Origin of the sequence: Bacillus coahuilensis m4-4, assembly GCF_000171615.1 — a bacterium.
Classification (GTDB): Bacteria; Bacillota; Bacilli; order Bacillales; family Bacillaceae_K; genus Bacillus_T; species Bacillus_T coahuilensis.
Genome location: NZ_ABFU01000060.3, coordinates 225,326 through 249,769, shown reverse-complemented (window position 1 = coordinate 249,769; position 24,444 = coordinate 225,326). Strand labels below are relative to the sequence as shown.

The following is a 24,444-nucleotide window of genomic DNA, read 5'->3' as shown; positions in this document are numbered from 1 at the left end:
TAACACGTATTTCTTTAGTTTCTATCACTTCCTCTTTATCCTTTAATAGGCTTTTTTCCTTGTAGTTCTCTGTCTTCCTCTACAGCTTTGTTTAGTTCGTTGATATACTCACGGGTTTCTACTTCTACTTCTTGTCTTGTGAACTTGTGTTTGTTCGCATTCGCCTTTAAATGAGTAGAATCTGTAAAAAGAACTCGTCCTCCTACCATATTGTGATTCATTGCTAGAAGAACAATTTCATCAAAGATTTCTTGAAAAACGTTTGTATCTTTAAAGCGTTTTTGACGATTCCAACTGATTGTTGAATGATGTGGTATAGGATCTTGAAACTTTAATCCTAAGAACCATCGATAGGCCATATTCATCCGAATTTCTTGTTCTAGTTTTCTTTCTGAACGAATGCCGTATAAGTATCCTATAAACATCATTTTAAAAAGAATAAGAGGGTCTGAAGGACGACCTTTTTCTTCACTATAATAAGGCCTAACTTTCTCAATAATAAAGGAGAAGTCAATGTATTTATCTATCTTTCGAAGAAGATGGTCCGAAGGAACCATATCATCAATGGAAACAAATTCATATTCATTTTGCGTAAATTCTCTTGGTTTTAGCATAGTTAATCCCCGCCAATCAATATATTATATATCTCTATTTTAACATATTAACGCGGTGATTTGTTAAAATATTTATACATTATTAAAGGCTGTCGAGATTTTCTCGACAGCCTGAGGAGCCATTCGGCTCCTTTTTTATAATTTGACTGGTGTCAAAGGAGAGTTCCCTTCTACTACCCTCTCAATATTCTTCAAGCATAGTTGAATCATTTTCGTTCGAGTGTCTATCGAGGCACTTCCCACATGAGGTAAAGCCACAACATTTTTCAGCTGTAAAAGAGGGTGATGACTTCTAATTGGTTCCTCTCTAAACACATCAAGTCCTGCTCCGGCTATCCTTTTATCTGATAGAGCTTTTACTAAATCCTCTTCTACTACCACTTTCCCTCTACCTGCATTAATAAAATAGGCTGTTGGCTTCATTTGTTTAAAAGCCTCATAGTTAAAAATATCTGCGGTCTCTTTTGTTAAAGGCGCTAAGCACACAACAAAATCAGACGTTCTAAGTAACTCCTCAAAGGATACATATGTTGCCCCTAAAGCTTTTTCTGCTTCTAAGCGCCGATTCCGATTATGGTATATAACCTCCATCTGAAAGCCCTTCGCTCTACTTGCTACAGCTTGTCCGATTGCTCCCATCCCGAAAATTCCAACTGTCTTATGGTGCACATCACCACCGGCTAAAAAGAACGGCGACCAGCTTCTCCATTGGTCTTCCTTTACTAATTCCATCCCTTCTCCCATTCTTCTTGCCGTAGCTAAAAGTAGAGCAAACGTTAAATCGGCCGTCGTTTCTGTTAACACATCAGGAGTATTGGTGACGACGATACTTAAATCTGTTGCTGCCCCTACATCAATATTATCGTATCCAACTGCTAAGTTAGACACAATTTTCAATCTAGGAGCAGCAGCTAATAATTCTCTATCAATGCGGTCAGATAATACAGTTAATAATGCGTCTGCTTCTTTTATTTGTGCTAGTAGTTGTTCTCTAGGCATGGGGATATGATCTGACTCCCACATGACTACCTCGATGGACGAGGGTAGAACGTTTATAAATCTTTCTGGTAATTTTCTAGTGATGACTATCTTCAATTGTATCCACTCCTTCTACAGTAGAAGGATACCATATTTATTTATTAGAAGTAGACAGCCAATCAATTCTTGGGATATTCCTTGAATAGACAGGCACTTGAACTATATCAAAAAAGCTACCTAAAAATCGTTCAAAGTCTCCTGAGAATTTCAAATATCTTTCTAACTTATCTGAAATTTCGTGACGATGGTGATCCGTTTTAGACGTATAATACTCTTCCACCACTTCAAAGAAATGAAGAGGAAATAGTAATCGTGCATACGTCAACCTCCACGTAAATGATGACAGTGGGGTAATGGTTTGATAATCTTGTACAAATTTCTGAATATCAGGAATGTACGTGCGATTTCTAGTTAAGTATTGGGCTCTCATCCAGTCAGCAATGTCTCGGCTTGCATGATCGAATACCCAATCAAATGGAAACCGAATCCAATATTCCTTCCCCCATGAATGATTGGAAAAACGTGCATGACAAACCGTTCCAGCATCTTCTCTCTCAGGCTCACCTTCAATTTCTGTGTCAACTAAATACTGTATAGCATTCTCAGCAAGGCCAAGATAATAAGGGAACGCATCGGCAACTAGTCGATCGAATTCTTCAGTTGGACCGCTATGAACAATAGAAGCACAAGCATTTTCTAACTGATTCACTCTTTTCTCCCATAATTCATGCCACTTGCCAATTCGCGATGTAAATTCCACTTTATCTTGAATCGCTCGGCCCCTGAAATGGAACTTTGCTAGCTTTCTTCCTATTTGTTTATCCTTGGGCCGTAATCGTTTTTTGTTTTGAAGCAACACATAATCTTGGTCATCCTTTGTAATGAGAAACTTATTGTCTATGCTCTGAACAAATGATGAGACGTAAAGATCACCTGAGGTCTTTAGATGATCTGTCATTTTATATAATTCAACCAAATATTCCTGTGACGTGTTGGTCACATTCACAATGGTATATAATAGCCCATCCTTACCATGATAGCGTGGATATTGGGAATCCTTAATAGAAGACACCATTTCTACTCCAAAATATTTACTTATTATATCTTCCAAACCCTTCCCTCCTCTACTCTCTTATCAGTTAAATGTATGCAACCACAAGTAAAATTAGAAATGTATTGTATGTTCTAGTTAATATATTGACATCATAGGGAATAATATAAAGATAGGCAGGATTTGACTAGGGCTATCCCGTATAAGTTAAAGACAACTAATCAAATATAGAAAGAGAAGTGATTGCAGTATGTCAAATATGAATCAGCCACCTAATATGAATGTATCAGAAGAAACAGCGCGCAGATGGCTTCATGAAAGAGGAGTAGAAATTTCGGATATTGCTGAATTAGTCTTGTTTCTTCAAAAAAAATATCACCCTAATCTAACATTAGATGAATGTGCACAAAATGTAGAAAGGGTATTAACAAAGCGAGAAGTACAAAATACGATTTTAACAGGGATTGAATTAGATCGTTTAGCAGAGAAGAAAATGCTAGAAGAGCCTCTTCAGTCTATTGTAGAAACAGATGAAGGGCTTTATGGTGTAGATGAGGTGCTCGCCTTCTCCATCGTCAATATATATGGTTCTATCGGTTTTACAAACTTCGGGTACATTGATAAAGAAAAACCAGGAATTCTTCAGAAATTAAATGATAAATCTTCCGGGGAATGTCACACATTTTTAGATGATATAGTTGGCGCTATTGCAGCTGCAGCCTCTTCTAGGCTTGCTCATCGCAGAGCTCATGTAGAATAAATAAAGGTTAGGGGCCTTGGTCACCACCCTACTAGTACAGAGAGAAACAGAATAAAGTGTCCTTACCCTTTCTGGGTGAATAGGTTGGTTACGGTTCACTATAAAAAAGTGGGAGTCGATTTTCGACTCCCACTTTCTTATACATCCCACTCTTCTAAAGATTCTATAACGCAAGTAGGTTGTACGTCTTTGTCTTTTAGAATTTCTGGTGTTGTTACACCAGTATGAACGAGCAGCGTGTCCATACCAGAGCGGATTCCTGCCATAATATCTGTATCATAATTATCGCCTACCATGATAACATCTTCTTTAGGAATTCCTAACACATTTAGCGCTTGTTCCATAATAATGGGTTCTGGTTTCCCTATAAAGATTGGCTGGGTTTGAGTGGAAACCGTTATAACAGATGTTAACGATCCATTACCCGGTAGTAAGCCTCTTTCAGTTGGAATCGCAATATCACCATTGGTTGAGATAAACGTTGCCCCGTTTCGCACACCAAGACATCCAAGCGCTAGCTTTTCATAGGAAATCGAACGATCTATGCCAACTACCACGTAGTCGGGGTTATCATTCACCATCGTTAATCCTGCTTCTGTTACAGCGGATTGAATTCCTTCTTCTCCGATTATATACACAGAAGCATCCTGTTTTTGACTAGCAATATAATTGGCTGTAGCCATACTAGTGGTAAATACTTGTTCTTCTGTAGCATCTATGCCAAATTTCTTTAATTTATCTGCAACTTGTCCAGGTCTTCTTGAAGAATTATTGGTGACGAAAAGATAGGGAATATTAGCTGCCTTTAGTCTGCCAACAAACTCGCCAGCTTCCTTAATTACTTCGCTTCCTCTATACATCGTTCCATCTAGATCAATTAAATAGCCCTTGTACTTTTTCATGTTACCAACTTCCTTTTCCTATTATTTTTATATTCTTATGATGCCTAGCTAGCACAATAAATAAAACGCTTTCAACTAGTGAAAGCGCCACGATTAATTTTTAAAAGCAGATACAGGTCCCAATTCATTTGTTAAATATGTACGTGTATGGGTTGAAAAAGATTCTAGCACTTCTTGACTTGATTGAAATGATTCAACCACCATTTTTGTATCCACATCCGTATAATCCTGTATTAATTTTTTTCGGTAAAGAATTAATCCCTTCAGGATGATAGCATCTTCACTTGGAATGACCCGTTCATCCTCTAAAATGTCAACGATGTCTTCATAACTTCCAGGATCACGCATAATAAATCCATCAATCATACTATTGCCAATATCTAACATGGATTCGATAATCATATGAGCAAATCGTTCAGCAGCTGCTATCTCAATTGGTGTTTCAAGCTCTCTTAGATTCATTAATTGCTCGATTTGTCCATCTAAATAGACGAGGATGCCTTCTATTTTTTCTCGATCTACAAAATACATGATGACGACTCCTTTCATGCTCTACATTCTATTGTATCACATTAAAACTTCCTAATCTCACCTGTTTTATATTCCATGTTCTACCTCATACTAGTAGTAGAGGTGATAATCGTGTCAGAAAATGACCGCAATAATGAAGAATACAGCGACTTCTCTAATGTGGAAGCCATGAAAAATTTCATCGTACCTGAACAGTTACCAGAAGGTCCATACGGATCACCTAGGGGCAAATATACACCAGTAGAGAATAAATCGACTCCATGGAAACCTGGTCAACGTTACTATAGCGCTTTTAATTATGAAAATAAGAACTTACATCAAGACTTGGAAAGGCATATTTCTCCATCCCATCCAACACATGATGATCCTCATCAAAATGAAGAAAAGCCATACGGAAAATAGAGTTTACGGTGCATGGAGATTGAACGATAAATTTTACTTGCTCGTCAATCTCCTTACCTACCTTTTAGCTACGCCTTCTACTTTTTTTATCACAAAATATGCACAACCAAAGTTGCAATACTCAAGAAGATAATCATTCACCGTACTAATTTTTGTATCAAATGTCGACTTTTGATTTTGATCCTCATAGAAGCCCTTTAACCGAAGCTGCCCATAACCCCAATCACCTACTATGTAATCGTACTTTCCTAATATATCACTATAACGCTCTTTAAGAGCATCCTCATTAAATCCATCTCTGAACTCTTTTACGATTTCATATTTCAATCGTCCGATTTCGATCATGACGTTTCACCCTCTTTACTATGCTTATTTCCATTATACCGAATTCACCAAGAATTACTAAACAGAATTATTCTCCTACTGGTCATTCTATAAGTGAGGAGGTGTTTCACATGTGGAAGTCTTTTGGATTAGTCTTGCTCCTTTTAATAGGTCTAGCAGGATGTGCTGAGCCATTTGCTTTTGATAATGACGATGACTTCTTACCTGAAGAGGGAGATACAGTCAACATAAGTAACCGCAACGACCTTTTAAACAGTAATAGCTCTGACGATGTAAAAAAGAATGGAGCCAATTTTGGATTTGTTAGGCATCAAAAAAGCCCTATTGAAGGCGACACGGTAGACTATGACACCATGTATAGCTTAGACCGAGAAGAAATTGCCGATTCAATAGGTAAAATGGCCATTACTCTTCCAAGAGTACAAGATATATCTACCCTTGTTACAGATGAAGAAGTATTAATATCCTACAAGACAGATGCAACAGGCGAGAAAGAACGATTTGAAGTCGCTGACCAAGTGAAGAAAACTGCATTATCGATTGTACCAAGATGGTTCCATGTGTATGTGACGGATGATGATATGCTGAGAAGAAACATTGAAAACATATCACAAATGAATTCGACGATGAGTGGAGTAAACGAAGAGATTGACGATGTGGTCTATATGATGATGACGAGTTCTCCTCAAGGAGAAAACGTGGACTACACAGAGAATCCAAATGGTGAAATGATGAATGAGAAAAATGGAATGAGTGAAGATGATGTCCATAGCTTAGACCATATGAAAAATGATCAGCATCCTGAGAGACATGATTTTACGAAAGAAATGGCGGATTAAAATAGAGGACCCTCTAAATTGGGTCCTCTATTTTCATTAGCTGATGTTACCTTGTGCTTCAAGTTCACCAAGCTCCTGTCTTTTCTTCGCAGCAGCATTTACTTGCTCATCCGCATGGTAAGAAGAACGGACTAGAGGTCCTGCTTCACAATGACTAAATCCTTTCGTCATCGCGATTTCACGCAGTTCACCAAATTCGTCCGGAGAGTAGTATTTTTGTACTTTCAAGTGTTTTTTAGAAGGCTGTAAATATTGGCCAATTGCCATAATATCTACGTTATGTGCACGAAGATCATCCATCGTTTGAATAATCTCTTCCTTCGTTTCACCTAGACCCACCATAATACTTGATTTGGTTGGAATCTCAGGGTACAACTCCTTCGCTCTGCTTAAAAATTCTAGAGAGCGTTGATATTTAGCACGTGCTCGCACCCTTGGAGTTAAACGTTCAACGGTTTCAATATTATGGTTTAAAATATCAGGCTTTGCATCCATCAACATTTTTACGTTGTCATACACTCCTCCCATATCAGAAGGAAGCACTTCGATCGTTGTAAATGGATTTTTACGACGGATAGCTCGTACCGTTTCAGCAAAAACATACGCTCCACCGTCTTTTAAATCATCACGAGCAACAGCTGTTACAACTACGTGCTTTAAGTTCATAAGCTGAACAGAATCTGCTACACGTTCTGGCTCGGCTAAATCAAGTTCATTAGGTAAACCCGTTTTAACTGCACAAAAACGGCAAGCGCGTGTACAGACGTCCCCTAAGATCATGAATGTAGCAGTTCTTCTAGTTCCCCAACATTCATGAATATTAGGGCATTTCGCTTCTTCACAAACCGTATGAAGATTATTTTCTCTCATTAGTTTTTTTAAACCGGTATAGTTTTCATTTGTGTTTAGCTTTATTTTTAACCATTCTGGCTTACGTAAATGTTCGTCTCTTTTGCTCATCTTCTCATCTCCATTTCGTAAAAGTCAGTGACCTAGAAGCAAAGAGGTTGCATCTCTTATGTACACTTAATAAAGGGTTTACATTTAAAAACTTTATCATACTAAATTAGAGCTTACAAGCATTCTATACTCCCTTCCATTTATTGTGATTAATGAAATACTCTCGCTGATGCACAATAAAGTTGAAGAGGGCAACGTGTAAAGGAGGTTACACCTTGAAACAGTTCAAAGTACTGACCGTTTTATTTTTACTGCTTACATTGAAACCATTTAACATTACTGCAGCAGAAGAAATGAGCGATCAACAACGAAACCAAAAAAGAATGGAATTATTTCAGAAGATGGAGGCTGCTACTCAAGTACCTTGGTATTATTTCGCAGCCATTGATCAGTATGACCGGGCTTTCCGATTTTCTCGTAAGGAAGTGGAAAACCCTACCTCCATTATTTCAATCTATTACACACAAGAAGAATGGGCTGGACAGTTAAATCCTAGCACTGATGATACGAATGAAAAAACCATTCAGTTTTTTAATGGTATAGGAAAAGATGGGGACGGAGATGGCCTAGCTGATAGAAGGAATGATGAAGATGTGTTAATGGCAATGGCCCATCACATTTTATCCTATGGTATAGATGAAGACAACTTTAGAATAGCCATGTGGGAGCATTATCACCGGGATAAAACGGTTGGAATCGTCTTAGGTAAGGCAAAAATTTATAAAACGTATGGTCATATTAATCTTGATGAGAAAGCATTTCCTCTTCCGCTTCGCTTTAATTATAGTTACAAAAACACTTGGGGAGATGCAAGAGGTTGGGGTGGTCGAAGAATCCATGAAGGTACAGACATTTTCGCTAACTACGGAGTTCCGGTCCGTTCAACCTGTTATGGGATAGTAGAAATGAAGGGCTGGAATCGATACGGTGGTTGGCGTGTAGGAATAAGAGATATTAATAACACGTATCATTATTACGCTCACTTAAGTGGTTTTTCTGAAGGATTGGCAGTGGGGCAAGTAGTCAAGCCTGGTGAACTTATAGGTGGTGTTGGTAGTACGGGTTACGGGCCACCTGGTACTTCTGGGAAATTCCCACCTCACTTGCACTATGGAATGTATAAGGATAATGGCGCAACAGAATGGTCGTTTGATCCTTATCCGCATTTACGAGCCTGGGAAAGACAAGAAAGAAACAAAAAATAAAAAAACAAGAGGCAGCACCCGAATTCTGCCTCTGTTTCTTATTTATTTTGATTTACGAACCGCATGAAATATGCTAGCTCCTAAACCTCCCCAAATCACAACCACTCCAACAATCATCATGACAATTGCACTAGCTTCCATTAGGATACCTCCTTCTTTTTCACAACCATAGCGTCGACTTGATTACGCCATTTTAAATTTGCGAAAAGGACCCCAAATAATATAGCGCCTAATGCTACTGACCAACCGAAATTGAATAAGAAATCGACTTCATATCCGCCGTAGCCTTCAACGATACGTTGTTTAATTTTTCCGTACATCATATAACCTAAAACAACCGGTGTTAATAGTCCTAAAGAAACCTTCCACCATAGTCCAAGCTTAATGTCTGAGACTTCATTTGCATATTGTTGAAGAGGTGTAAGTTGTTTGGCAATCCAAGCAAAGAATATAACCTCCACTAATCCAACAAGAGCAATACCAAATTGGTTAATCCATTCGTCTGCAACATCCAAGAAGTTTAATCCACCTTGAGTAGCAAATAATACAGAGATAATAGCGGATAATCCTCCTCCGAATAGTACAGCCTTACTTCTTGATACATTAAACTTATCTTGAATTCCAGCAACAAATGTTTCCACAATAGATATTAATGAAGATAATCCAGCAAGCACTAAACATGCGAAGAACAGTACGCCGAACACTTCATTTAAAATTGGGAATTGGTTAATAATCTCAGGGAAGACCGCAAACGCTAAGATAACCCCTGTGAAGCTGTAAGTTTCTCCAAGCTCTGAAAAGGCAATTCCGTTTTGAGCAGCTAAGAATCCTAAAGCAGCAAATACCCCAAAGCCTGCCAATAATTCAACCGAAGAGTTTGCAAATCCCGTAATAAAGGCATTGTTTGTGATATCTGATTTTTTAGGTAGATAGCTTGCATACGTAATCATAATGGCAAAGGCAATAGATAACGAGAAGAAAATCTGACCGTACGCAGCAACCCATACGGATGGATCCGCAATCAAATCCCAATTAGGAGAGAAGAAAGCATTCAGTCCATCCATCGCTCCGTCAAGAGTAACGGCTCTTACAACTATAATTAAGAATAAGACCACTAATAAAGGAATCATGATTTTATTTGCAAGTTCAATCCCTTTTTTAACCCCTGCAAATAACACACCTAGTGTAACAGCCCACACAATTAATAGGGGAATAAATACGCCTGGTACTATGCTACCTACTGCACCAGCCTCTCCAGTTTGCAAATAATTTCCTACTAGGAAGCTAACTGTATCATCTCCCTCATTCCATTTAAGAGAAATAGAGAAATACGCGTAAGCCATTGCCCAAGCAATAATGACTGCATAGTAAGTCGAGATAACGAATGAAATGGCTACTTGCCACCACCCAATCCATTCACTTCCTTTACTTGCACGTGCGTAAGATAAAGGTGCCGAGCCGCGATACTTGTGACCAATGGTGAATTCAAGAATAAGTAACGGAATACCCGCTGTTAATAAGGCAAATAAGTACGGTATAAAAAATGCTCCTCCACCATTTTCGTACGCTACTCCAGGGAACCTCCAAATATTCCCTAAGCCAACTGCTGATCCTACGGCAGCTAGGATAAAGCCTGCACGTGTCCCCCACTGAGGTCTGTTTTCCATGTTCATTCCTCCTTTTAATCTTTCTAGTAACGAAACAACAGTTTTAATATTCTGATTATTAAATATAATCTGTAAGTTAGTATACCTATGAATAGGACAAAAGTCAAAGTATTATTTCGGAAAATTTTAATAGTTTTGAAAACTATTGTTTACCTCGCTAGATCGACTGTAAGATCAGTGTTTTATGAGCTTTTTTTATTTATGATTGCGAGAGATACTATACTAGTAAAAATTATTGATTTAATAGAATTATCGGGTGATTTTAGAGGTTAGGAGTGCCTTTCATTGATAAAATCCCTTTGTGAAACATCGGGGTGGATTTTCGTAAAATGGCTTCGCTAGGAGCTTTTGACTTCGAGGTGTGAAGGTGACATCTCTTGTAGACCACTTCTTTTTTCGGGTTTGGATCGGGTGAGTACGTGCATATGGCCTAGCTTGTCTGCATTTTCTTTTTTTTAGGTGCTTGGGTGGCGCGCTCATGGCCTCGCGTGTCTCTTCTTCCCTTTTTCTCAGGCTTGGGTGGCGCGCTCATGGCCTCGCGTGTCTCTTCTTCCTTTTTTTCGGGCTTGGGTGGCGCGCTTGACTACACGCGTGCCGCTTCTCCCCTTTTTCTCGGGCTTGGGTGGCGCGCTCGCCTACACGCGTGCCTCTTCTTCCTTTTTCTTGGCTTGGGTGGCGCGCTCCTCCCGCGTGCCGCTTCTCCCCTTTTTCTCGGGCTTGGGTGGCGCTCTAACTAAAAAGAGCAGGTGTTCTCAGGATAACGACGATCCTAAAAACACCTACTCTTTATCCCTAATTAATTCGTTTCATGTCTTGGGGCTACAATGGCAAAGACTCCAACAAGTACTAGTACTGTAAGTAGTCCTAGCCAAGTAATTGATGTTAGACCCATGACTAAATATCCAACAGATGCCATAACCGCTCCAATCACTGCATACGGAAGTTGGGTCAGGACATGATCAATATGATTACTTCCAGCCCCTGTGGAAGATAAGATGGTTGTATCTGAGATTGGTGAACAATGATCACCAAAAACCGCTCCAGCTAAAACAGCAGCTAATGCTGGAAGGAATAGGTTCACATCCGTTGCTACAACAATCTCTCCAGCAATCGGTAATAAAATTCCAAATGAGCCCCATGAGGTTCCAGTGGAAAACGCCATAACTCCGGCTACAAGAAATAATAAGAATGGTAACAGAGCTAACGAAAGATTGGATTCTCTCACTATGTCCGCTAAAAATTCTCCTGTCCCTAAATCACCAATTAATGACACAATCATCCAAGCCAAAATTAGGATATAGATAGCAGGAAGCATAGACTTGATTCCCTCTAGTAAACCGACAGTTAGAACCTTTGCTCCTAGTTGATCTCTCACTACTTGAATCATAATCATAACCAAGCCAACCGCAACCCCAATGATTCCACCGTATAGGAGTGCAGCAGAAGGATCCGTATTCTCTAAAATGGAAAGGATGGCCCACTCTCCTGCTCCTTGGTATCCCGTCCAAATAATAGAACCTACCGTTCCAACCATTAGCGCCAAAATGGGTACTATTAAATCTTTTACAGAACCATTTTTACTCTCAGGTAGTTCATTTGAAAGCTCGCCTGGTATTTCTTTTTCTTGGTCATAAAGCTCACCACTCACAATAGCACGTTCTTCATGAATCTTCATTTGTCCTAAATTTACATTACGAAAGGCAACAACTAACACAATACCGATTGATGCCCATACATATAAATTCATAGGAATTATGCTTAGGAAGCTAGAGAATGCACTTACATTTGATAATCCTTGTTCTGCAATAATGGAAGCAATAATTGCAATGATAAATGCCCCCCAGCTAGATACAGGAGACACTACGCAAATCGGTGCAGACGTCGAATCAATAATATAGGCAAGCTTTGCACGAGAAACTTTATGACGATCTGTAATGGGTCTAGCTACTTGACCCACTGCTAACGCATTAAAGTAATCATCGATAAAAATAATAACACCTAAGATTGCAGCTAAAACTTGAGCACCAACACGAGTTTTACTCGCTTCATCGCCCAATCTCCAAATGCACGGCTCCCCCCGGAAATAGAGATAAAAGCCGTCAATACACCAAGTAGAAGCAAGAATAGAATAATGTACACATTCCATGTGTTTAGCTCTCCACTATCAACAAAGATTCCTGCAAATGCACTCCAAACGATAGCAAAAACTCTCCAATATTCAATTGGGATAGTATTAGGCCAGCTGCTACAATTCCAGCACCTAAAGATAATAAAACTTTTCTTGTGATAATCGCCATTCCAATGGCAATAAGGGGTGGTAATAGTGATAAAAATGTGGTTTCCATAGTTTCCTCCTTGTAGTAGACAGGGAGAGACATGAAAGCAAGATCGAAGAATACAAAAAAGCCGCATTGATAGAGATGCTATCAATACCGCTAGAAGTGGTATATTAACAATTCTCCATCACGATCTGTAGCTCCCCATTATAAGGATTCCCTTACAATGACAGTGTTACCCTTTTTCAAGATAACCCCAGTCTTACTAGTTTGACAATCTAATAAAACTTCGGCAAATAATCCTTTCTACTATGTTCTCAGTTGTCATCCTCACATAGTATACTCTTCTTATCTGCGCCTCTACCCCACCGGATTTTGATGTGGTTACTATTAAGTTATGAATATAGTACCATAATAGTAACAGGTTTATATATTTTTCACAAGAGGTTCCTACTAAATTCCCTTTCATCTTTTACTGAAGAGGTATTTCAAAACTAGCATCGCTTTCTCCTCCACCATTATAGAATTGGGGAACACTTCCTTTAATTACGGTCATAGCTACTGGAATCTCCTGCTGCACGGTCGTTGTTTCCGTTGCAAAAGGGATGATAATCTGAACGTTCACTTCAATATGAATAAATATTTTTACAAACGCATTGTTAATGCCAAATGGTTCGATCATACCGACAGCATTGGATTGAACATCCCCAATCGCATTAAATCGGATAGGAACTTTTGGGCCAAGGTTTCCGAGTAATGCGTTATTGGTCGCTTGACCTAATGGCACTGAGTATACAATTCCATCTGCATTGACCGTTTCTTCTGTATCAATCTCTACATCAGACAAATGCTCCAGTGATTTAATTTCTCCTCTTTCAGCTGCAGCTAAATTTAATTGAACGAGATTGGTTGTCTGGGCAGCCATTCGATTGATCAGCTCTGTATTAAAATTGATCGTGCTTCCGTCTGATGTTTCTACTACTTCAAATAATTCAGCCTGGTTAATATCACTGTTCACATTTTTATTAATTGCTTTACTTATCACGAGTGTAGCAATCTTATTTGTTTGTGTTTTTGCATAGCTAACCAATGTAGGCTTGATGCCTTCATTAATTAACCAAACGCCAAATGCAGTTGAAAATAAAAAAAAAACAAAGCTTAATAAAAACACATAGCGAAATGGTAAAGGACCCAGTCGCCTTCTTTTCATCTTCATCATAAAAAATTCCTCCCCGTACATGTGTATGCTTGTTTGGAGAGGAATACGTATCTTTTATTTATTCTGAGATTGTTGCAAGACAATCCGTAATCACTAAATCGAGCTGGTTACACAAATTAATCTCGTACGGTTCAACGGGATGATTATCTTCTGAAATAATGCGAATGATAGGTCGATCATTAAGACCCTTATTTTGCCCAGATACAATTCCTCGACGATTATCATTTAACTGTACAGTCACACCCGTAGGATAAATCGCCACAGACTTTCTAAACGCTTCTACAGCCCTAGTATCAAATAAAGTGCCTGCACCAGAATACAATATTTCTAACGCTTCATGAGGTAACATCGCATTACGGTATACTCGATTGGACGTAACCGCATCAAAGACATCAGCTACTGCAATAATTTTAGCAAATGGATGAATTTCCTCTTCTCTTATTCCTCGTGGATAACCTGAACCATCTATCCTCTCATGATGCTGAAAAGCGCAATGGGCGACCGCAAGATCGATGGTATGTAGCTTTCTTAATATATTATAGCCGTCTTCCGAATGCTTTTTAATTAATTTGGAATTCATCTTCTGTTAACCTTCCAGGCTTAAATAATACCTCTTCGGGAATTAACATTTTTCCAACATCGTGTAAGATAGCCCCAATACCTAAAGATTCTAACTGCTTTGTTGACAACCCTAATTCCATTCCTATTGCTAAAGAATATAACGTTACGTTAAATGAATGCTGAAAAATGTAAGTGTCATAGGTTACAACATCGCTTAAAACCGTTTGAATATCATGATTATCTTTGATTTCTCCTAGAATAGATTGAACTAGATTTTTATAGAGCTTCGAATTATTTTCAAATATTAATGAATTGGAAGATAGGGAATTCGCATCTAATTGTAGGAAACTTTCTTCAATTGTTCTAATAGAGCTAATGCGAAGCTCACTAGGAATCGGTTCTTGTATTTCAATCCCTTGTGAAAGCTCATCTTTTATGTAAATATAACGAATACCCATTTCTTCTAATCGTTGTGCCATTTTATTGGTTAACACGATATCCTCTTTAATTAAAATTCGACCTTTGGAATTATATACCGTGCTACCTAATACCATACCTTGTTTAATTGACCGAGTAGAAATAAGCCTCATCCGTAATCTCCTATATCCCACCAAATTCCGACAAAGGTGTCTAATACTTTTATTATAAGTTTCCAGTATGTTTCATATCAAGACCTTTTCATGAATGTTAATTATTTTGTCTTTGATAATATTCGGTTTTTGACAGAAAAAAAGAGGTTACGCTCGCAACCTCTCTTTCTGCTAAACCATCTTTACAAGAGCTTCTCTTCCAATGGTTCCAGCCGTGATCCCTAATTTTTCTGCTTCAACAGTTACCGATTCAAGAGGTGCATCCAGCAGTTGTTGAATCGTCTTCACTCCTACTGCTCTTCCTGATATAATTCCTCGATCTGAAAGCTTCTCATTTAACAAACCTACATCTAAAGCACCACACATGATATAGCCCTTTTCATTTGTCACAACTAAAAGATTTGTCTTGGGTAGGGCCACCGTTACAGCTGTAAACGTATGACCTTCAATTTCAACAGGGTATAGTTCAACCACGAAAACCCCCTCCCTTTCATCCTATCTGTATGAAAACGGAAGGGGTTTTGTGTCATTATTTTAATGATTCTTCCAACACATCTCGTAAAAATTCTGGCATATAATAATGCTTTTTCGCTCGTTGTAATTCTGGAAAGAAATGACCAAACGTAAACATATCAATCGTACCTAATCTGTACGTTTTATTTGGTTCAATTTCCTTTCCTTTTACGTACACTTGGTTTATGGATGAGCCAAACTCAACATGATGGAACAACATTGTGCCGAACACTTTCCCTCTAAATCCTAGCCCCTTCAATTCATAATAGGTCCAATCTGAATTTAGACTTTGCTTTAATACTTCCTTCAATTCATTTCCCTTTAGTTCAATAACACATGGATTAATAGGGTGGGGAAGAAGTTGATGAAGGTCATAGCGTGTTACCATCCCCTCTTCCAAGTCACCCATCAGTAATCCTGCGTTGATCATGGTACAATCTGCATTGGTCCATTCATGTATAGATTGGCATAATATCTGCCCGAGTGGAGAAGTATCGAACCAATTACTTTTAAGTGGATGAGTTAAAGTCGTTACCTGTCGACTAAGCTTTTCTCGCCCCGCATATAAATAGTGATGAACGTAGACCTGATCTCCCTCTTCCTCTGGTAGATCTTGCGTATGGATGAGTTCAGCCCTTTTAGATAAAATCTTATGATCATCACTAATTTCGATTTCCATATGACCTATAAAATATCCATATTTCCCCGCAGCTCCTAGCAACGTACCATTCACGTCTTTGCCTTGCTTTAATACATGATGAGTATGCCCACCTAAAATCAGATCGACTTGACTATACTCAGACCCTATCCACTCATCATCAGCTAAACCTAAATGAGATAATAATACGAGCCCATCATACTGGCCTTTTAAGCGTTGCAGTTCAATTTCCACTTCTTCCATTGGAGGAGTAACTCTCCATCCAAGCTTTTCATAGAAATGTTCATAATAGGCCGTAACCCCTATTACAGCTAATCTAAATCCCGTTTTAGATTCAAGAATAATATGAGGCACCGTCCACTTTGGGCGATCCCCATGCAATTCAAACAGATTAGACACTACGACAGGGAAGTTAGCAGCACGATACATGGAAGATAATTCATCATAAGAAAACGTGATTCCTTCGTTATTGCCAATCGTAACCGCGTCATATCCAATTTCATTCATCAATTGGATATTCCCTTTTCCTCCTGTACCTTCTGTTAAAGGATGAAACCGGTCTGCGTGATCGCCTATGTCAAACATGAAAACTGTTTCGTTATGAACCGAGTGGTCTTTTTTCTTTTCATGTAGATATCTTTTAATCTTAGGCCATTGTTCAAAATGGCTATGTAGGTCGTTTGTGTGATAAATATGTATGGTCTCTTTCATCCACATTTCCCCCAGTGTTCAATTATCCAACGAGCCCTTGGTAGATTAACTGTGCTCCAACTAAAATAAGAATAATGCGAAGAACCATAACGAGTGAGTCCGATTGAAGTCTACTATTTAAGTAAGCACCAAGCTTTGCTCCAAGCCAAGCCCCTGGAATTAAAGCCAAAGCGTATAACCAATCAACATTTCCGAACGCAATATGCGTAACAGAACTAACAATGGCAGACAAGAAGATCATAAACATACTCGTTGCCACTGCCACATGTGGTGGAAATAAGAACAATAATATCATAGCAGGCACCATTAGGGAGCCTCCACCAATCCCAAATAGACCCGAAGTAAGTCCAACAATAAATGCACTTGCTATCGCTATAACTGGTTGTATATGATATTCATATGTATTACCATCAGCATCTTGGAATGAACGCTTTTTCCCTTTTTGTGCAAAAGGAAAAGGTTTTAATTTATTTCGTACCATTAAAATAATTGAAATAAAAATCATAAAGAATCCAAAATAAAGAGTAAAGCTATCCATATCTAGTCCTTTATTAATCCACGCTCCAACGATTCCACCAGGCCCGCTACCAGCAAAAAATAAAAGACCACTCTTATAATCCACTGTTCCTCTCTTCAAATACGACAGCGTTGAAGAAAGTCCTGTAAAAATCATGATAACGAGAGAAGTTCCAACAGCAATCTGAGGTGTCATTTCTCCAGTGAAGAAAGACATTCCTCCAAAAAACAATAAAGCGGGTACAATAATAACTCCGCCTCCAAGACCTGCTAAAGCACCTAATGCCCCAGCAAAAAGTCCAATAAACACTAATACAATCCATTCCATTCTGCCATCTCCTAGCGGTTAAAATAAGTCTAATTGCCTTGGTGCCAAATTGTGATACTCTATCCTTAGAATATCCATCATCATCTTCGCGTTATCTGCTGCATCTCCGCCAGAATTATTGTTAAACAAAAGATACACATGTTCACTCTCTTGTTGAAGCTGAGTGACAAAATCTTTCCACGCGTTTAATTCATGGTGATTGTAGCGATATAAGTACCTTACATCTCTCCAGTTCTTCTGACCAGACGCATTCCAGCCGTGCTGGTTTCTTCCATGAAACCTTACTAATGTGGATGTTCCATGAGTTGCCTTTATGATAATAGGGACAGAACCAGAGCCTGCTTGTGGTTCATCACAAATACTGTGAATCCATTGTTCCTTTTCCATAAAGGCTAACGTTTTAGTGTAGTATTCCTGCTCGAACCAGGATTGATGTCTAAATTCTAAAGCACATGAAATATTGCCCATTTGGCTTTTACAAAACCGTAAATACTCTACGTTTTCCTTAGAGCAGCGGAACCATGGAGGAAACTGAAAAAGGACCATAGCAAGTTTGCCTGTAGTCAAATATGGTGTAAGTGATTGCTTAAACTCATGAAACATTTCCTCTTTTGATTTAAAAGGAATTTCTCCCCTCTCATGACCTGTCATCCCTTGATACGCCTTCACAACGAATTGAAAATCTGCTGGCGTATCCTTCACCCATTTCTCACTGTTACGCAAGGGCTGAACCGCATAAAATGAAGCATCTACCTCCACAATTGGAAAGTGTGTTGCATATTCCTTTAGCTTGTCTTTCGGTTTTATGTGAGAGGCATATAAGGAATCTTGATCTCCCCAGCCGGTCACACCTATATAAATCATGCTCCCACCTACTTTACACGTTTATTGTATCATAAGTTCTGCCTTATTCTCATGGGGGAAGAGTTGGTGGTAAGGAGTTTTTTCCATTTAGTGTACGGTACTAATCATTGACTGAGATATTATTCTCTTCCGGTGGGCTCTTTCTCTCACTTGGTGGGCGGGGTTTCTCTTTGGGTGGGCTTCCTTGGACTCACTTTGGGCGGTTTACCCTTTGCATATCTTGGACTGAGCTATTATTCTCTTCCAGTGGGCGCTTTCTCTCACTTGGTGGGCGGGGTTTTTCTTTGGGTGGGCTTCCTTGGACTTACTTTGGGCGGTTTACCCTTTGCATATCTTGGACTGAGCTATTATTCTCTTCCAGTGGGCGCTTTCTCTCACTTGGTGGGCGGGGCTTCCGTTATTGAGGGCGACTTGATATCCACTATTCATCCGGTCGATACCATATTACTACCTGATTCCTCTCTTCTTAACCAACAAAAAAACTGCCCGAAAAAATTTTCAGGCAGTTCCGTAATTTTATCTATTATCCAATAGACCCTTCCATCTCGAACTTAATCAGACGGTTCATTTCAACGGCATATTCCATTGGAAGCTCTTTTGTAAATGGCTCGATGAAGCCCATTACGATCATTTCTGTTGCTTCTTCTTCAGAGATACCACGGCTCATGAGATAGAATAATTGTTCTTCAGATACTTTTGATACCTTCGCTTCGTGCTCAAGTGAGATGTTATCATTTAAGATCTCATTGTAAGGGATTGTATCTGACGTCGATTGGTTATCCATGATAAGCGTATCGCACTCGATGTTAGAACGTGCGCCATCTGCTTTACGTCCAAAGTGAACGATACCACGGTATGTTACTTTACCACCTTGTTTAGAGATGGATTTTGATACGATGGTAGAAGATGTGTTTGGAGCTAAGTGAATCATTTTCGCTCCTGCGTCTTGGTGTTGACCTTTTCCAGCAAGTGCAATGGAAAGTGTCATACCACGAGCGCCTTCACCTTTTAAAACAACCGCAGGGTATTTCATTGTCAGTTTAGAACCGATGTTCCCATCAATCCATTCCATTGTTGCGTTTTCTTCACACACAGCACGCTTCGTTACTAGGTTGTAAACATTATTCGCCCAGTTTTGAATCGTTGTGTAACGGCAGTATGCATCTTTTTTAATGATAATTTCAACAACCGCTGAGTGAAGGGAGTTGGTCGTATAGACAGGTGCTGTACATCCTTCTACATAGTGTACGTGCGCCCCTTCATCTACGATAATTAACGTACGTTCGAACTGACCCATATTCTCAGAGTTAATACGGAAATACGCTTGTAGAGGTGTTTCTACTTTTATACCCTTTGGTACGTAAATGAAAGACCCACCAGACCAAACTGCCGAGTTAAGAGCTGAGAATTTGTTATCCGTTGGAGGAATAACTTTTGCCCAGTGCTCACGGAATAACTCTTCATTTTCTTTAAGAGCAGAATCTGTGTCTTTAAAGACGATACCCATCTCTTCTAGGTCTTCTTGCATGTTGTGGTAGACTACTTCAGATTCGTACTGAGCAGATACCCCTGCAAGATATTTTTGCTCAGCTTCAGGGATACCAAGCTTATCAAATGTTTGCTTGATTTCTTCTGGAACTTCATCCCAAGAGCGCTCAGATTTTTCAGATGGTTTAACATAGTACGTAATCTCATCGAAATTAAGTGAGTTTAAATCCCCCCCCCACTGTGGCATTGGCATATTGTAAAAGTGCTCAAGAGATTTTAAACGGAAGTCTAACATCCACTGAGGCTCTTCTTTCATACGAGAGATTTCTTCAACAATTTCACGAGTTAGTCCACGTTCTGAACGGAAGATCGATACGTCGCGATCGCTAAAGCCATACTTATAATCTCCTATTTCAGGCATTTTCTTTTGCCATGTCATAACTCCTCCATTCCTAGGCTCATTCGCCAATATTTTCTTCGTTCACGCCTTTTTCCATGGCCTTCCAAGGAAGGGTTGCACATTTAATACGTGCAGGAAATTTGGCTACTCCTTGAAGTGCTTCAATATCTCCAAGATCAACTTCTTCGCTTAGTTCTTTTCCTTGCATCATATCAGAAAAAATGGAAGATAGTTTTAAAGCTGTATCTATATCTTTCCCTTTTACCACTTGTGTCATCATGGATGCAGAAGCCATGGAAATGGAACAACCTTCTCCGTCAAACTTTGCATCTTGCACTACGCCGTCCTCTACTTTTAACGTAAGATGAATACGGTCTCCACAAGTTGGATTATTCATATCAATAGTCAAGCTGCTATCATCCAACGATCCTTTGTTTCGAGGGTTCTTGTAGTGGTCCATAATGACTTGGCGATAAAGGGTATCTAAATTATTAAAAGACATCGCTAAAGTACTCCTTTGTTTTGACAAGTCCTTCTACCAGTTTATCAATATCTTCCTCCGTGTTATACAGGTAGAAGCTGGCACGAGCAGTTGCAGAAACCTTTAGCCACTTCATTAATGGTTGCGCACAGTGATGACCTGCACGAACCGCAATTCCATCTGCATCTAGTACCGTTGCCACATCGTGAGGATGCACATCATCGATATTAAAGGTAACTAGACCTGCACGTTCACTTGGATTTTTAGGTCCGTATATGGTCATGCCTTCAATTTGTGACATTCTATCTAGCGCATAAGCAGCTAATTTATGTTCATGCTTCTCTATATGTTCCAGTCCAATCTCTTCTAGGAAATCAATCGCAGCTCCGAGACCAATCGCTCCTGCAATTATAGGAGTTCCACCTTCAAACTTCCAAGGAAGCTCCTTCCAAGTCGACTCTTGTAATCCGACGAAATCAATCATTTCTCCACCGAATTCGATTGGTTCCATTCGATCTAAGAGTTCTTTCCTCCCATATAATGCGCCAATCCCTGTTGGTCCACACATTTTATGACCAGAAAGAGCAAAAAAATCACAGTCTAAATCTTGCACATCTACTTTCATATGAGGAGAAGATTGCGCACCATCTACGACCATGATCGCACCCTTTTCATGAGCGATTTGAGCGATTTCTTTAATAGGATTCATGGTACCAAGTACATTAGATACTTGCATAACCGAAACAATTTTTGTGTTCTGCGTAACGGTAGAACGTACATCCTCTAATGCAATCGTACCGTCTTCTTGCAGAGGAATATACTTTAAAGTGGCACGAGTTAATTTCGCTACTTGTTGCCAAGGTATGATATTACTATGATGCTCCATGTACGTAATAACAATTTCGTCACCTTCACGAACATTCGCCAGTCCATAGCTTTGTGCTACCAAATTAAGCGCAGTGGTCGTTCCGCGAGTAAAAATAATTTCTTCCGTACGTTTTGCATTAATGAACGTTCGTACCTTTTCGCGAGCGCCTTCGTACCCATCTGTTGCTCTTGTACCTAAAGTATGAACACCTCGGTGTACGTTCGAATTGTACTCTCGGTAGTAACGCTCTAAAGCCTCAATCACTTGGATAGGCTTTTGCGAAGTAGCTGCACTGTCCAAATACACAAGAGGTGAACCATTCACCTCTTGATTTAAGATCGGAAACATTTTGCGTACTTCTTGAACGTTCATTATCGTACTTTCCTTTCAATAACCTCGACTAATTGCTTTTTAACTCCCTCGATTGGAAGCTCTTTTACAACTGGTGCAAGGAAACCGTGAATGACTAGACGCTCTGCTTCAGTTTGTGAAATTCCTCGGCTCATTAAATAGTACAGCTGAAGTGGGTCTACACGACCAACAGATGCAGCGTGACCTGCTGTTACATCATCTTCATCAATTAGAAGAATAGGGTTCGCGTCTCCACGAGCTTTTTCACTAAGCATTAACACGCGAGATTCTTGCTCTGCATTCGATTTAGAAGCACCGTGCTCAATTTTTCCAATCCCGTTGAAAATCGAGCTTGCTTCATCTTTCATCACTCCGTGCTTTAAAATGTACCCTTCAGAATTTTTACCAAAGTGAACAACTTTTGTTGTGAAATTTTGTTTTTGATTTCCACGACCAACTACAACCGTTTTTGTATCTCCAAACGAACCGTCACCCATCAAGTTCGTCACGTTCTCAGAGACTGTGTTACCATCATTCATTAAACCTAGTGCCCACTCGATTTTTGCATCTCGTCCAGCAATTCCACGACGGTTCACATACGTAGTGTATCCCTTTGCTAACGTATCAACAGCACCGTAGGCAACCTTCGCATTGTTACCAGCAATAACTTCAGTAATGATGTTCGCTACACCATTTTCTACTTCTGTAGTAGATATATAGTTTTCTACATACGTGACAGAGCTGTTATCCTCTGCAACCACTAAAACGTGATTAAATAGTGTCGTTTTTTCATTATCTAGTAAATAAATCGCTTGGATTGGCTCTTCAATGATTACATTTTTAGGAACATATAAGAATGCCCCACCGTTCATCAAAGCCGCATGTAAAGCCGTTAGCTTATGCTCATCAACTTTTACACAGTCTTTCATGAAGTATTGAGCTACTAGTTCGCTGTGGTTTTTAGCTGCTGTTAAAATATCTGTGAAAATGACTCCTTTAGAAGCTAAATCTTCTGATAAAGAAACATAAGCTGGTGTGTTATTGCGTTGAATGTATACGTTTTTAGTATCTTCTGTATTAACAAGAGCTTTGACTTCTTCTGGAAGTTCATTTAGTGAAGAGAATACTGTACTTTCCACTGCATGTTGTTCAAAAGAAGTAAAATTCCAGTTATCAATTTTTGTTTTATCTGGTTTAGGCATAGGAAGGTCTAGTGCTTTCTCAAACGCTTCCTTACGTAGAGTAGTTAACCAAGCTGCTTCTCCAGAGTTAGTGGAGAATGTGTTTACGTACTCTACATCTACCGATAGTTTCGTTTCCACAGTCATATTCCTCCTCCTAACAATTACGCTTCTTGGCCAACAGTTTCGTCTTCAATACCTAATTCTTGTTTAATCCACTCGTATCCTTCTGCTTCTAAACGCTGTGCAAGCTCAGGTCCGCCTGTTTTCACAATACGACCTTGCATCATAACGTGAACAACATCAGGAGTGATATAGTTAAGTAGACGTTGGTAGTGAGTAATCATTAGGCAACCAAAATCAGATCCACGCATTTCGTTAATCCCTTTAGAAACAACTTTAAGTGCATCAATATCAAGACCAGAATCAATCTCATCTAAGATAGCAATTTTAGGTTGAATCATCATTAATTGAAGGATTTCATTACGCTTCTTTTCCCCACCGGAGAAACCTTCGTTTAAGTAACGCTGAGCCATGTCAGGGTCCATTTCTAATAGATCCATTTTGTTATCCATTTCACGGATAAATTTCATGAGAGAGATTTCTTCTCCTTCTTCGCGACGAGAATTAATTGCAGAACGCAAGAAGTCCGCATTTGTTACCCCTGAAATTTCACTTGGATATTGCATAGCTAAGAAAAGACCTGCACGAGCGCGCTCATCTACTTCCATTTCGAGTACATCATTACCGTCTAATTCAATTGAACCACTTGTTACTTCATATTTAGGATGACCCATGATAGCAGAAGATAAAGTAGATTTACCTGTACCGTTTGGACCCATGATTGCGTGAATTTCTCCACCTTTTACTTCAAGATTAACACCCTTTAGGATTTCTTTGCCTTCGATCTCTACATGAAGATCTTGAATCTTTAACGTTGAACCAGCCATTAATACTACCTCCAAAACATTATGTTATTTAGAATTATTCTAAAGTTATTCTTATTATAATCTATATAAGAATTATTCTCAATTTATTCTCATTACAATCTTATAACAAACAGATTCCTTTATCAACTTTTCTATCTTTATTTTCACTACCGTGATAGTAAAAACAAGGCTTAGT

General features: G+C 39.2%; 24 protein-coding genes, 2 pseudogenes and 1 riboswitch. Of the genes and pseudogenes, 4 read left to right on the top strand and 22 right to left on the bottom strand.

Annotated elements, in window-relative coordinates; translation table 11 throughout:
- From M44_RS23910 to yutH, 3 genes and pseudogenes are all read right to left on the bottom strand, one after another.
- Window positions 1-614: pseudogene (locus M44_RS23910) on the bottom strand (transposase); the annotation flags it as partial.
- A gap of 135 nt (window positions 615-749) precedes the next feature.
- Window positions 750-1,709: a 2-hydroxyacid dehydrogenase gene (locus M44_RS16615; RefSeq protein ID WP_010175433.1), complete on the bottom strand. Its 960-nt coding sequence runs from the start codon at window positions 1,707-1,709 to the stop codon at window positions 750-752.
- 37 nt (window positions 1,710-1,746) lie between these two features.
- The gene (gene yutH, locus M44_RS16610) at window positions 1,747-2,763 is read right to left on the bottom strand and encodes a spore coat putative kinase YutH (RefSeq protein WP_010175432.1); all 1,017 of its coding nucleotides are present in this window, start codon (window positions 2,761-2,763) and stop codon (window positions 1,747-1,749) included.
- Window positions 2,764-2,962: 199 nt separating this feature from the next.
- On the opposite strand from yutH, the gene M44_RS16605 reads away from it, so the two are divergent.
- A complete protein-coding gene (locus M44_RS16605) occupies window positions 2,963-3,463 on the top strand; it encodes a phosphatidylglycerophosphatase A family protein (RefSeq protein WP_029326943.1) in 501 nt (166 codons plus the stop codon).
- A gap of 137 nt (window positions 3,464-3,600) precedes the next feature.
- On the opposite strand, the gene M44_RS16600 is transcribed toward M44_RS16605, so the two are convergent.
- Entirely contained in the window at window positions 3,601-4,365 is a 765-nt protein-coding gene (locus M44_RS16600) for a TIGR01457 family HAD-type hydrolase (protein WP_010175426.1), read from the bottom strand.
- A 93-nt stretch (window positions 4,366-4,458) separates the two neighbouring features.
- Window positions 4,459-4,896, bottom strand: coding sequence for a DUF86 domain-containing protein (locus M44_RS16595; RefSeq protein WP_010175424.1), 438 nt, complete (start codon window positions 4,894-4,896; stop codon window positions 4,459-4,461).
- A gap of 111 nt (window positions 4,897-5,007) precedes the next feature.
- Here M44_RS16595 and M44_RS16590 point away from each other — a divergent pair, with 111 nt between their 5' ends.
- The gene (locus tag M44_RS16590; protein ID WP_010175422.1) at window positions 5,008-5,298 is read left to right on the top strand and encodes a hypothetical protein; all 291 of its coding nucleotides are present in this window, start codon (window positions 5,008-5,010) and stop codon (window positions 5,296-5,298) included.
- 57 nt (window positions 5,299-5,355) lie between these two features.
- Here M44_RS16590 and M44_RS16585 read toward each other — a convergent pair whose 3' ends face one another.
- Window positions 5,356-5,643 carry a YutD family protein gene (locus tag M44_RS16585; RefSeq protein WP_010175420.1) on the bottom strand — a complete coding sequence of 96 codons (288 nt, stop codon included), beginning with the start codon at window positions 5,641-5,643 and terminating at the stop codon, window positions 5,356-5,358.
- Window positions 5,644-5,753: 110 nt separating this feature from the next.
- Between M44_RS16585 and M44_RS16580 the strand changes: the two genes are divergently transcribed.
- The gene (locus tag M44_RS16580) at window positions 5,754-6,482 is read left to right on the top strand and encodes a YhcN/YlaJ family sporulation lipoprotein (protein ID WP_010175418.1); all 729 of its coding nucleotides are present in this window, start codon (window positions 5,754-5,756) and stop codon (window positions 6,480-6,482) included.
- A 36-nt stretch (window positions 6,483-6,518) separates the two neighbouring features.
- Here the strand turns inward: M44_RS16580 and lipA are convergent, their stop codons facing one another.
- Entirely contained in the window at window positions 6,519-7,442 is a 924-nt protein-coding gene (gene lipA / locus M44_RS16575) for a lipoyl synthase (protein ID WP_010175416.1), read from the bottom strand.
- A gap of 215 nt (window positions 7,443-7,657) precedes the next feature.
- Between lipA and M44_RS16570 the strand changes: the two genes are divergently transcribed.
- The gene (locus M44_RS16570; RefSeq protein ID WP_010175414.1) at window positions 7,658-8,647 is read left to right on the top strand and encodes a M23 family metallopeptidase; all 990 of its coding nucleotides are present in this window, start codon (window positions 7,658-7,660) and stop codon (window positions 8,645-8,647) included.
- A gap of 42 nt (window positions 8,648-8,689) precedes the next feature.
- Here the strand turns inward: M44_RS16570 and M44_RS26475 are convergent, their stop codons facing one another.
- The 15 genes and pseudogenes from M44_RS26475 to sufC all read right to left on the bottom strand — a co-directional run bounded on the left by M44_RS26475 (window position 8,690) and on the right by sufC (window position 24,269).
- A complete protein-coding gene (locus M44_RS26475; protein WP_010175412.1) occupies window positions 8,690-8,788 on the bottom strand; it encodes a methionine/alanine import family NSS transporter small subunit in 99 nt (32 codons plus the stop codon).
- Window positions 8,788-10,314 carry a sodium-dependent transporter gene (locus M44_RS16560; protein WP_010175410.1) on the bottom strand — a complete coding sequence of 509 codons (1,527 nt, stop codon included), beginning with the start codon at window positions 10,312-10,314 and terminating at the stop codon, window positions 8,788-8,790. The genes M44_RS26475 and M44_RS16560 overlap by 1 nt, the downstream gene beginning before the upstream one ends.
- Window positions 10,315-11,110: 796 nt before the next feature.
- A pseudogene (locus M44_RS23905) lies at window positions 11,111-12,659 on the bottom strand (Na+/H+ antiporter NhaC family protein).
- Window positions 12,660-12,779: 120 nt separating this feature from the next.
- Window positions 12,780-12,961: riboswitch (Lysine riboswitch) on the bottom strand.
- A 101-nt stretch (window positions 12,962-13,062) separates the two neighbouring features.
- On the bottom strand, window positions 13,063-13,809 hold the full coding sequence (gene yunB, locus M44_RS16540; protein WP_010175400.1) for a sporulation protein YunB: 747 nt from the start codon (window positions 13,807-13,809) through the stop codon (window positions 13,063-13,065).
- A gap of 58 nt (window positions 13,810-13,867) precedes the next feature.
- Window positions 13,868-14,389 (bottom strand): HD-GYP domain-containing protein, encoded by a 522-nt coding sequence (locus M44_RS29620; RefSeq protein ID WP_337444150.1) that lies wholly within the window; start codon window positions 14,387-14,389, stop codon window positions 13,868-13,870.
- Window positions 14,370-14,960 carry an HD-GYP domain-containing protein gene (locus M44_RS29615; protein WP_337444148.1) on the bottom strand — a complete coding sequence of 197 codons (591 nt, stop codon included), beginning with the start codon at window positions 14,958-14,960 and terminating at the stop codon, window positions 14,370-14,372. The genes M44_RS29620 and M44_RS29615 overlap by 20 nt, the downstream gene beginning before the upstream one ends.
- A gap of 171 nt (window positions 14,961-15,131) precedes the next feature.
- Window positions 15,132-15,434, bottom strand: coding sequence for a YunC family protein (locus M44_RS16530; RefSeq protein ID WP_010175398.1), 303 nt, complete (start codon window positions 15,432-15,434; stop codon window positions 15,132-15,134).
- Between the two features lie 55 nt (window positions 15,435-15,489).
- Entirely contained in the window at window positions 15,490-16,842 is a 1,353-nt protein-coding gene (locus M44_RS16525) for a bifunctional metallophosphatase/5'-nucleotidase (RefSeq protein ID WP_010175396.1), read from the bottom strand.
- Window positions 16,843-16,864: 22 nt separating this feature from the next.
- Window positions 16,865-17,686, bottom strand: a complete 822-nt coding sequence (locus tag M44_RS16520) for a sulfite exporter TauE/SafE family protein (protein WP_010175395.1) — start codon at window positions 17,684-17,686, stop codon at window positions 16,865-16,867.
- 18 nt (window positions 17,687-17,704) lie between these two features.
- Complete coding sequence (locus M44_RS16515) at window positions 17,705-18,550, bottom strand: DUF72 domain-containing protein (RefSeq protein WP_010175392.1); 846 nt, start codon at window positions 18,548-18,550, stop codon at window positions 17,705-17,707.
- 523 nt (window positions 18,551-19,073) lie between these two features.
- Window positions 19,074-20,477 carry a Fe-S cluster assembly protein SufB gene (sufB, locus tag M44_RS16505; RefSeq protein ID WP_010175388.1) on the bottom strand — a complete coding sequence of 468 codons (1,404 nt, stop codon included), beginning with the start codon at window positions 20,475-20,477 and terminating at the stop codon, window positions 19,074-19,076.
- Between the two features lie 19 nt (window positions 20,478-20,496).
- Window positions 20,497-20,940 (bottom strand): Fe-S cluster assembly sulfur transfer protein SufU, encoded by a 444-nt coding sequence (gene sufU, locus M44_RS16500; protein WP_010175386.1) that lies wholly within the window; start codon window positions 20,938-20,940, stop codon window positions 20,497-20,499.
- Entirely contained in the window at window positions 20,930-22,159 is a 1,230-nt protein-coding gene (locus tag M44_RS16495) for a cysteine desulfurase (RefSeq protein WP_010175384.1), read from the bottom strand. The genes sufU and M44_RS16495 overlap by 11 nt, the downstream gene beginning before the upstream one ends.
- Window positions 22,159-23,466, bottom strand: coding sequence for a Fe-S cluster assembly protein SufD (gene sufD / locus M44_RS16490; RefSeq protein ID WP_010175382.1), 1,308 nt, complete (start codon window positions 23,464-23,466; stop codon window positions 22,159-22,161). The genes M44_RS16495 and sufD overlap by 1 nt, the downstream gene beginning before the upstream one ends.
- A 17-nt stretch (window positions 23,467-23,483) precedes the next feature.
- A complete protein-coding gene (gene sufC / locus M44_RS16485; protein WP_010175380.1) occupies window positions 23,484-24,269 on the bottom strand; it encodes a Fe-S cluster assembly ATPase SufC in 786 nt (261 codons plus the stop codon).
- Window positions 24,270-24,444: the final 175 nt, after the last annotated feature.